Raw genomic sequence first — 8148 nt, 5'->3', positions numbered from 1 at the left:
CACGTGGGTCGGCGGGGGATCCCCGCGTACCTCACCTCTCAGGTCAGTACACCTAGAGCAGTTCGGGCCTGATCCACTCCTTGCCGTGCACGTGGTGGTCGAGGAAGGCGTAGACGGTCTGGTACCAGATCTGGGCGTTCCCCGGTGTGAGGATCCAGTGGTTCTCGTCCGGGAAGTACAGGAACTTGGCGTCCACCTCGTGGAGCAGCAGGTCGCGCCACAGGCGCAGCCCCTCGGAGATGGGCACCCGGTAGTCCTTGTCGCCGTGGATGACGAGCATGGGTGTACGGATCTGCGCCGCGTGCAGGTGCGGCGAGTTCAGGATGTAGCGCTCGGGCCGGTCCAGGGGGGTCCCGAACTCCTGCTCCCACACCGGCGGATAGTCGGTGGTCCCGCTGAAACCGTCCAGGCCCCACAGGGACGCGTGCGAGATGATCGCCTTGAAGCGGTCGGTGTGCCCCGCGATCCAGTTGGCCATGTAGCCGCCGAAGGAGCCGCCCATCATGGCCGTGTGCTCGGCGTCGATGTCCTCACGGGCCTCGACGGCGTCGGTGACGGACATGACGTCGGCGTAGGTGCGCGGCCCCCACTGGCCCCACGCGCGACGGAGCATGTCCTGCCCGTAGCCGGTGGACAGCGCCGGGTCGGGCAGCAGCACGGCGTAGCCGCGCGCGGCGAGCAGCCACGGGTTCCAGCGCCAGGACCAGCCGTTGAAGCTCATGTACGGGCCGCCGTGCACCCACAGCATGAGCGGTGCGGGCGACTCGGCGGAGGCCTCCTCCGGCAGGACGAGCCAGGAACGGATCCGGGTGCCGTCGTCGGCGGTGGTCTCGACCTCGGTCAGGGTCCCGGGCATGGTCAGTTCGGAGCCGGGGGTGCGCAGGTACGCGGGCTGTCCGTCCTCGGCGTCCGAGGCCAGGCGCACGGGCGCGGGCGGGGCGTCCCAGGCGTCGCGCAGCGCGTACACGTACCGGCCGTCGGGGGACGGGTTGAGTCCGCTGTAGGCGCCGTGGTCGCCGGTGAGCCGGGTGACCGCCCCGGTCGCCGTGTCGACGCGGAAGAGGGGGCGGCGGCCGTTCTCGTCGGCGACGACGAACACGGAGCCCGAGTCGGCGGCCCAGGCGAGTTCGCGCGGCCACATCTGGTGGCCGGGGAGCAGGTCGCGGCCCTCTCCGGTGGCCAGGTCGACCAGCCACGCGGTCTCGTCGCGCGGCTCGCCGTCGTACTGGCCCTCGTGGCTGCGGACCAGGAGGACGTGTCCGCCGTCCGGTGAGACCTGCGGGCGCCCGAAGTCGAAGGCGGGGTCGGTGGCGAGGGTGCGCCGCGCACCGGTGGCGGTGTCGATGGCGACGACGTCGGTGCGGTGGGCCCCTCCGCCGACGGGAACCCGCCACTCGGTGACGAGGGTGGCGCCGTCGGGGGTGAGGGAGCCGCCCGCGCCCAGGAGTGCCATGCCCGCGTCCGGGGTGAGGTCGCGGGGGGCGCCGAGCCGGGCGTCGTCGTCGGAGGGCGGCGCGGCGACGAAGTAGCGGGGGTGGTCGGGGCCGACGTCGCTGTCCCAGGAGCGGACGGGGAGCGCCTCGTGCAGGATGGCGCTCACCCCGGCCTCCTCCCGGTCCTTGCGGGCCTCCTTGTCATCCTCCTCGTCCTCGCTGTTCGGGAGGACGTCGGAGGCGAAGGCGACCAGGCCGGAGTCCCGGGCGACGGTGAAGGCACCGACCCCCCCGGGCCGGGAGGCCACCTGGCGGGCCTCACCGCCGTCGGCGGGGAGGAGCCACAGGGCGGACCCCGCCTTGTCCTCGGCCTTGGCCTCGGGGTCGGGTCTGCCGGTGGTGAAGAGCACCGAGCCGTCGGGGAGGAAGCCGACACCGCTCTCGCCCTTGGCGGAGCGGGTGAGGCGCCTGGGGGCGCCCCCTCCCTCGGACCCGGGGTTGACGTCGATCTCCCACAGGGCGCTGCGGAAGGACTTGGCATCGGGGGCGAGGCCGCTGACGGGTGCGACCAGACGGGTGCCGTCCGGTGAGAGGCGCAGACCGTTGACGCGGCGAAGTCGGACGTACTCCGGCAGTTCATACCAGGAACGAACCAAGACACATACTCCTGAACGTCGACTCGTGATCCGGGGGGACCCGCAGATCCTGGGCGGCCACTGGCTCGGGCATCCCGCGAACGGGCGCTGTCAGCAGCGTTTACCCAACCTACCGGCGCACCCCGCGACCGCGCTCCCCCAGACCCCGACGCGACCGCGCGACGGGACCCGGTTCCAGGATGCGCCGGGCCGCGGGGCGGTGGGAAGGCCCCTCCGGCAACTGTGGACAACCGCGTCCGTCCGGGGCCGGGAGGCCCGCCCGCGCCGGGGGACGGGCCTCCGGTCACCGCCGGGGCCGTCCGGGGTCACCGGGCCGGTCCGTGTCGTTCCCGCGGCCCCGCGCGGGTCAGCAGTCGCAGCCCTGGCAGCGCGGGAGCGAGCCCAGCCGCCGGGGGGCCGACTCGCCCGTGTACTCGCGGACCAGGTCGGTCACCATGGACACGAACGCGGGGTGCGTGCCGGGGCTGAGCGCGCGCTCGTAGCCGATGCCGAGGTTCCGCGCGGTCTCGCGCGCCTCGACGTCGAGGTCGAACTTGACCTCCATGTGGTCGGAGACGAACCCGTGCGGGACGACGACCACGGCGGGTACGCCCTCCGCGGCGAGCTCCTTCATGCGGTCGTTGACGTCGGGCTCCAGCCAGGGCTGGCTGGGCGGGCCGCTGCGGCTCTGGTAGACGACCTCGAAGGGGTAGTCGCGGTCGAGCCGGTCCACCACCAGGCGGGCCACCTCGGAGAGCTGGGCCCCGTAGGCGCCCTCGGGGCCGAACTCCTGGCCCGGTCCGCCGCTCTCCTGCGCCATCGACATGGGGATGGAGTGCGCGGAGAAGAGCAGGCGCGCTCCCCGGCGCTGGTCCTCGGGGAGGGCGTCCAGGGCCGCGAGGGTGTGCTCCACCAGCGGTTCGACGAACCCGGGATGGTCGTGGAAGGTGCGGATCAGGTCGACCTCGGGGGCGTCCTCCCCCAGCGCCGCGCGGGCGCGGGCGATGTCCTCCTCGTAGGCGGTGCGGCTCGACCAGTTGCAGTACGCCGAGGTGGGCAGCGCGAGCACCCGGCGCACACCGTCGTCCCGCATCGTGGCGAGGGTGTCGGTGAGCATCGGGGCCCAGAACCGGTTGCCCCAGTAGACGGGCAGGTCGATCCCGTTGGAGGAGAAGTCGTCGGTGATCGCGGCGATCAGGTCCCGGCACTGCTGGTTGATCGGGCTCACACCGCCGAAGAGGAAGTAGTGCTCCCCGACCTCGGCGAGCCGCTCGCGGGGGATGTTGCGCCCGCGGGTGACGTTCTCCAGGAACGGGATGACCTCGTCCTCGCCCTCCGGGCCACCGAAGGAGATCAGCAGAAACGCGTCGTAAGGCCTCATGGACCTTATGAAACCAGCTCCCCGGGCCCTGCTCGCGCGACCCCCGGGTTCAGCGACCTGTGGTCTTGGACTCCCCCGGTTCCCGGCTCGCCCGGGGAGCGGGGGAGCCTCCGGGAAGGACACCCCTGGCCACACAAGTGACCGGTGGGTAATGTCGCCGCATGACAGATGTGGCGTGGAACACATGGGCGGGCACCCACCAGGCGCACCCGCGACGTACCGCGGCCCCCGGCAGCACGGCGGCGGTGTCCGCTGCGGTCACCTCGGCCGCAGCCGAGGACCTGCGGGTCCGCATGGTCGGTTCGGGGCACTCCTTCACCGACGTGGCCGTCACCGACGGCCTCCTCCTCTCCCCCACCTCCCTGACCGGGGTCCGTTCGGTCGACCCGGCGGCGGGCACCGCCACCGTCGAGGCGGGCCTGCCCCTGTGCGACTTCAACGACCTCCTGGCCGGGCACGGTGTGGCCCTGGCCAACATGGGCGACATCGCCGTGCAGACCATGGCGGGCGCCGTACAGACCGGCACCCACGGGACCGGCCGGGACGCGGGCGGGCTGGCCTCGCAGGTGGTCGGTCTGGAGATGGTGCTCGCCGACGGTTCGGTGGTGGAGTGCTCCGCGGACCGGGATCCGGACCTGTTCCACTCCGCCCGGGTGGGGCTGGGGGCGTTCGGAGTGGTCACCGCGCTGACGATGGCGGTGCGCCCGGCGTTCCTGCTGCACGCGCGGGAGGAGCCGATGCCGTTGGACGAGGTGTTGGAGAGGCTCCCGGAACTGCGGGAGGCCAACGAGCACTTCGAGTTCTTCTGGTTCCCGCACACCGGGAACACCAACACCAAGCGCAACAACGCCGTGGAGGGCCCGGCGCGCCCCCTGTCCGACTTCAGGGCGTGGCTGGACGACGACTTCCTGTCCAACACGGTCTTCGACGGGGTCAACCGCGTGTGCCGCCGGTTCCCCCGGCTGGTACCCGCGGTGAACCAGATCAGTTCGCGGGCGCTGTCCGCGCGCAGCTACACCGACACCTCGCACAAGGTGTTCGCCTCGGTGCGCGACGTGCGGTTCGTCGAGATGGAGTACGCGATCCCCGCCGAGCACCTGGTGGACGTCCTGGGTGAGGCCCGGCGGATCGTGGAGCGGGGCGACCACCGGGTCAGCTTCCCCGTGGAGGTGCGGTTCGCCCCGGCGGACGACGTGTGGCTGTCGACCGCCTACGGGCGGGACACGGCGTACGTCGCGGCGCACATGTACAAGGGGACGCCGTACGAGGCGTACTTCGCCGACCTGGAGGCGGTGTTCACGTCCGTGGGAGGCCGTCCGCACTGGGGCAAGATGCACACGCGCGACCGCTCCTACCTGGAGAAGGTCTGTCCGCGCCTGGGCGAGGCCGCCGCGGTGCGCGACCGCGTGGACCCGCAGCGCCGGTTCGGCAACGACTACCTGGACCGGGTCCTGGGCTGAGGGCCCGCCCCCGGCCGGCCCCGTGGGCGGCGGTGGCGCTCCCGCGCGGCGGGCCCACGCGGAGGCGGTCAGCCCGCCGGGGGCACGGGGGCCGGGACGGGATCCTCCCCGCCCTGCCCTTCTCCGCCGCCGGTCCCGGGGGCGGGCTGCTCCACCCCCGGGTCCTGGGGGTCCTCCTCCTCGACCGGCGGGTCGGTGGGCTCGGACGTGCCTCCTGTGCCGCCGTCGCCGCCCGTCTCCCCGTCACCGGTGCCGTCGTCGGGCGCCTCGGTCCCGGGGTCCTCCGGCTGCGTGGTCCCGGGTGTGCCGGTCTCCGGCTCCCAGCCGTTGCTCTCGGGCTCGTCCTCGGTGGTGTCCGGGGCCTCGGGGTCGCTCTCCTGAGCAGGAGGGCCCGAGCTGGAACCACCGAGCAGTGTGGGGGAGGTGTACTCGTCCGTGCCCTGCGTCCAGGCGGTCAGCGACCGCCCCGTGAACAGCTCGAACAGCAGAATCACCATCATGACCAGGGCGAACACGGCGACCGCCGCGATCACCGCCGGGCGCCGCCCGCGCCGGACGGAGCGATCCCCCTCCGCACCGCCGGCTCCCGCGTCCGCCCCCGACAGCCGGGTGGTCGCGTCCGGGGCACCGGCCCGCCCCACGGCGCCCCCGGGTACACCGGAGACGACGCTCCTGGCACCGGGCGTCCCCAGCGAGGGCATGGCCATCGTGCGGGTGGCGTCGAAGTCGGCGGGGACGCCGGACGGCGGGGACGCCTCGGAGACCTCGCGGAGCAGACCGGACTCGGAGATCTCCTCCGGGAACGGCGCCACGGGCGCACCGGGGGCCACAGGGGCCCCGGCGACGCCGGTGTGGCCGGCCGCCCTCCCCGCCAGGTGCCTGGCCTGCTCACCGCTCCGGGAGAACCAGTGCTGGAGGAGGGGGCTGACGAGGGTGCTGAGCGCGGCCATTCCGGCGGCGCCGACGACCGTGCCGTACACGTTGAGGTAGGAGGCGGCGGTCGCCGCCGCGAGCGTGGCGGCTCCCGCCCCCGCGACCTGCGAGACGCTCAGCTCGATCCGCTTCTTCTTGACCCCCTCCTCCGCCTCGTCGTCATCGTCGTGTCCGGTCCGACCCATCCGGTCGTCCCCCCTTCGTCGGCCGCGCGGGGCGCGACGGGAACTCGTGTTCGCTGGATGCGCGTGTGGTGGGGCATACAGCCCCACTGTCACCAAACATCACATTTCGCTCATAGATGGATAACTCAGCCTAAGGGCCGCGGAGTTCCGGTAACGCCAAGACATAAGAAGCATCACTCTCCGATAGACCTCGGCGTGTCGGTTTGCCCCGGAGAGGGTCCATCCGACCAGAGATCGGCCCGAGATCGGAGTTTTTCCTCTACCTGGGGCGATTCGAGAGGCCCGGGATACCATCGGGGCGGAGCCTTCGCACGGGATCGACGACATTCCCCCCGATCGCTCCCGGTCGCCGAAGGGTCAGCGTGCCAAGATTGGCAGCGGAAGCGACCGTGAGCACCCCGGATATCCGGGGCGGCTCCCACCGTGGCCAGCGCCACGGAACGGGAGGCGGGCACACAGTTCGGACATGCCGGGCGCGGTACTGGCCGAACCGTTGTCGGCCGACCAGACTTGGAGAACGCGGGGGCGTGTCGCGGGACCTACCCTCGACGGGACGCGAAAGGGAGGGCGATGCACGAGCTTCGCCTCGTGGCCGTGAGCGAGGACGGCACCTACCTGGTGCTCGCCAGCGCCGGCCGTGGAACCCGTTTCACGCTGCCCGTCGACGACCGTCTCCGCGCCGCAGTCCGCGGCCAGTTCTCCCGGCTCGGCCAGTACGAGATCGAAGTGGAGAATCCGTTGCGCCCCAAGGAAATCCAGGCCCGCATCCGGTCCGGCGAGACCGCGGAGGCCATCTCCGAGATCTCCGGAATACCGATCGAACGGGTCCGCTGGTTCGAGGGACCCGTCCTCCAAGAACGCGAGTACATCGCCCAGCAGGCCCAGCGCGCGACCGTGCGGGCGCACGGCGACGCCGCACCGGGGCCCTCCCTCGGGGACCTGGTCGCCAAGCGTATCGGCGCGCACCAGCTGGAGACAGGCGACGCCGAGTGGGACTCGTGGAAGCGCGAGGACCGCTCGTGGCAGCTCAAGCTCGTGTTCGTGCACGGGGGTGAGGAGCGCGTCGCCCACTGGCTGTACGAGCCCAGACACAACAGTGTGATGCCCGCGGACGAGGAGGCCGCGCGGTTCTCCTCTCCGGACCCCGACCCGCTGTCCTCCCCCGGGGCGAACGTCACACCCTTCGCCCCGCGCCGGAGCGAGGCCGCCACGCACCTGCCCCGCATGGACGCGCAGTCGGCGGCCGAACGCCGTCCCGACCACGCCCCGCCCCCTCGGGCGGTCCAGGACGGCCCCCCGGACGAACCGCTGCGCCCGGCTGCGGCCGCACGGCCCGAGACCGACCGGTTCGGCGACCCCGTCCGCGACGACCGTCGGCGGCGGTTCGACGGCCCCTCCGCGGAGCAGACCGAACGCCGCCGTGCGGGCCCCGGCCCCGAGGATCCCGATCGCCACGGCGCCCCGGAAGGGGACCACGGCTCGGAACGCGGGACGCGGTACCGCCCGGAGGAGCTCCGCCCCGCCCACTCGCACCCCGCGGACAGGCGCTACGACGAGGAACCCCGCCCCTTCGGGCACCGTTCCCCCGACGAGCGCCCCGCGGGGCTCCGCCCCGGGGAACGCCACCCCACCGAACGCGGACGGGAGCGGGACGACCGCACCGGACGGCCGGGCGGGCAGCGCCCGGAGCGCTCCTTCGAGGCGCCTCGCAGCGAGCCCGAACCGTCGGCGCCCGCCGCGTACGCGGATCCCGCCATGGAGGAGCGTCCCCGCCGCCCCGAGCGGCGCCCGACTCCCGAGTGGCCGCTGGAGGACCGTGCGGCGCGCGCCGCGGAGCCCGACAGCGCACCGCCCGCCGCCGAGACCCCGGCCCAGCCGCGCCCCGGCGTACGCCGTCGCCGCGCCACCATGGACCTCAACGACACCGGGACCCCGCGTCGCGCCACCGACCAGCCGGCGGCGAGCCCGGCTGCGGTACCGGCCGCCTCCAACGGGGCCAACGACCGCGCCGCCGCCAAACGCAAGGGCCGTGGCCGAGGGAGCGGTAGCGGTCCACGCCCAGCGGGATGCCGAGCACGGCGAGCGCCAGGCACGCCACGGCGAGCCACTCCGCCCCCAGGG

Annotated in this window: 5 protein-coding genes; 2 read left to right on the top strand and 3 right to left on the bottom strand. The window is 73.3% G+C overall.

All coding sequences use genetic code 11. From position 1 onward, the window contains the following. Positions 1 to 52: 52 nt before the first annotated feature. Together ACFWTE_RS29190 and ACFWTE_RS29185 are read right to left on the bottom strand one after the other, a co-directional pair. The gene (locus ACFWTE_RS29190) at positions 53 to 2089 is read right to left on the bottom strand and encodes a S9 family peptidase (protein WP_378783140.1); all 2037 of its coding nucleotides are present in this window, start codon (positions 2087 to 2089) and stop codon (positions 53 to 55) included. A 346-nt stretch (positions 2090 to 2435) separates the two neighbouring features. Further along, positions 2436 to 3449 (bottom strand): ferrochelatase, encoded by a 1014-nt coding sequence (locus ACFWTE_RS29185; RefSeq protein ID WP_378783139.1) that lies wholly within the window; start codon positions 3447 to 3449, stop codon positions 2436 to 2438. A gap of 161 nt (positions 3450 to 3610) precedes the next feature. Here ACFWTE_RS29185 and ACFWTE_RS29180 point away from each other — a divergent pair, with 161 nt between their 5' ends. Beyond that, complete coding sequence (locus tag ACFWTE_RS29180) at positions 3611 to 4909, top strand: D-arabinono-1,4-lactone oxidase (protein ID WP_378783138.1); 1299 nt, start codon at positions 3611 to 3613, stop codon at positions 4907 to 4909. A gap of 68 nt (positions 4910 to 4977) precedes the next feature. Here ACFWTE_RS29180 and ACFWTE_RS29175 read toward each other — a convergent pair whose 3' ends face one another. Further along, positions 4978 to 6027 (bottom strand): hypothetical protein, encoded by a 1050-nt coding sequence (locus ACFWTE_RS29175; protein ID WP_378783137.1) that lies wholly within the window; start codon positions 6025 to 6027, stop codon positions 4978 to 4980. 570 nt (positions 6028 to 6597) lie between these two features. On the opposite strand from ACFWTE_RS29175, the gene sepH reads away from it, so the two are divergent. After that, positions 6598 to 8148, top strand: a 1551-nt coding sequence (gene sepH, locus ACFWTE_RS29170; RefSeq protein ID WP_378783136.1) for a septation protein SepH, incomplete at its 3' end; no start/stop codon positions are given.

The organism is Nocardiopsis sp. NPDC058631 (genome assembly GCF_042716955.1).
GTDB lineage: Bacteria > Actinomycetota > Actinomycetes > Streptosporangiales > Streptosporangiaceae > Nocardiopsis.
Note: the sequence above shows the minus strand (reverse complement) of the source record. Positions and strands in the feature narration are given on the sequence as shown.

What these genes read in the sequence shown, in the direction of transcription:
- ACFWTE_RS29185 (WP_378783139.1), bottom strand. Translation starts at nt 3,449, where the DNA reads ATGAGGCCTTACGACGCGTTTCTGCTGATCTCCTTCGGTGGCCCGGAG.
- ACFWTE_RS29180 (WP_378783138.1), top strand. Translation starts at nt 3,611, where the DNA reads ATGACAGATGTGGCGTGGAACACATGGGCGGGCACCCACCAGGCGCAC.
- ACFWTE_RS29175 (WP_378783137.1), bottom strand. Translation starts at nt 6,027, where the DNA reads ATGGGTCGGACCGGACACGACGATGACGACGAGGCGGAGGAGGGGGTC.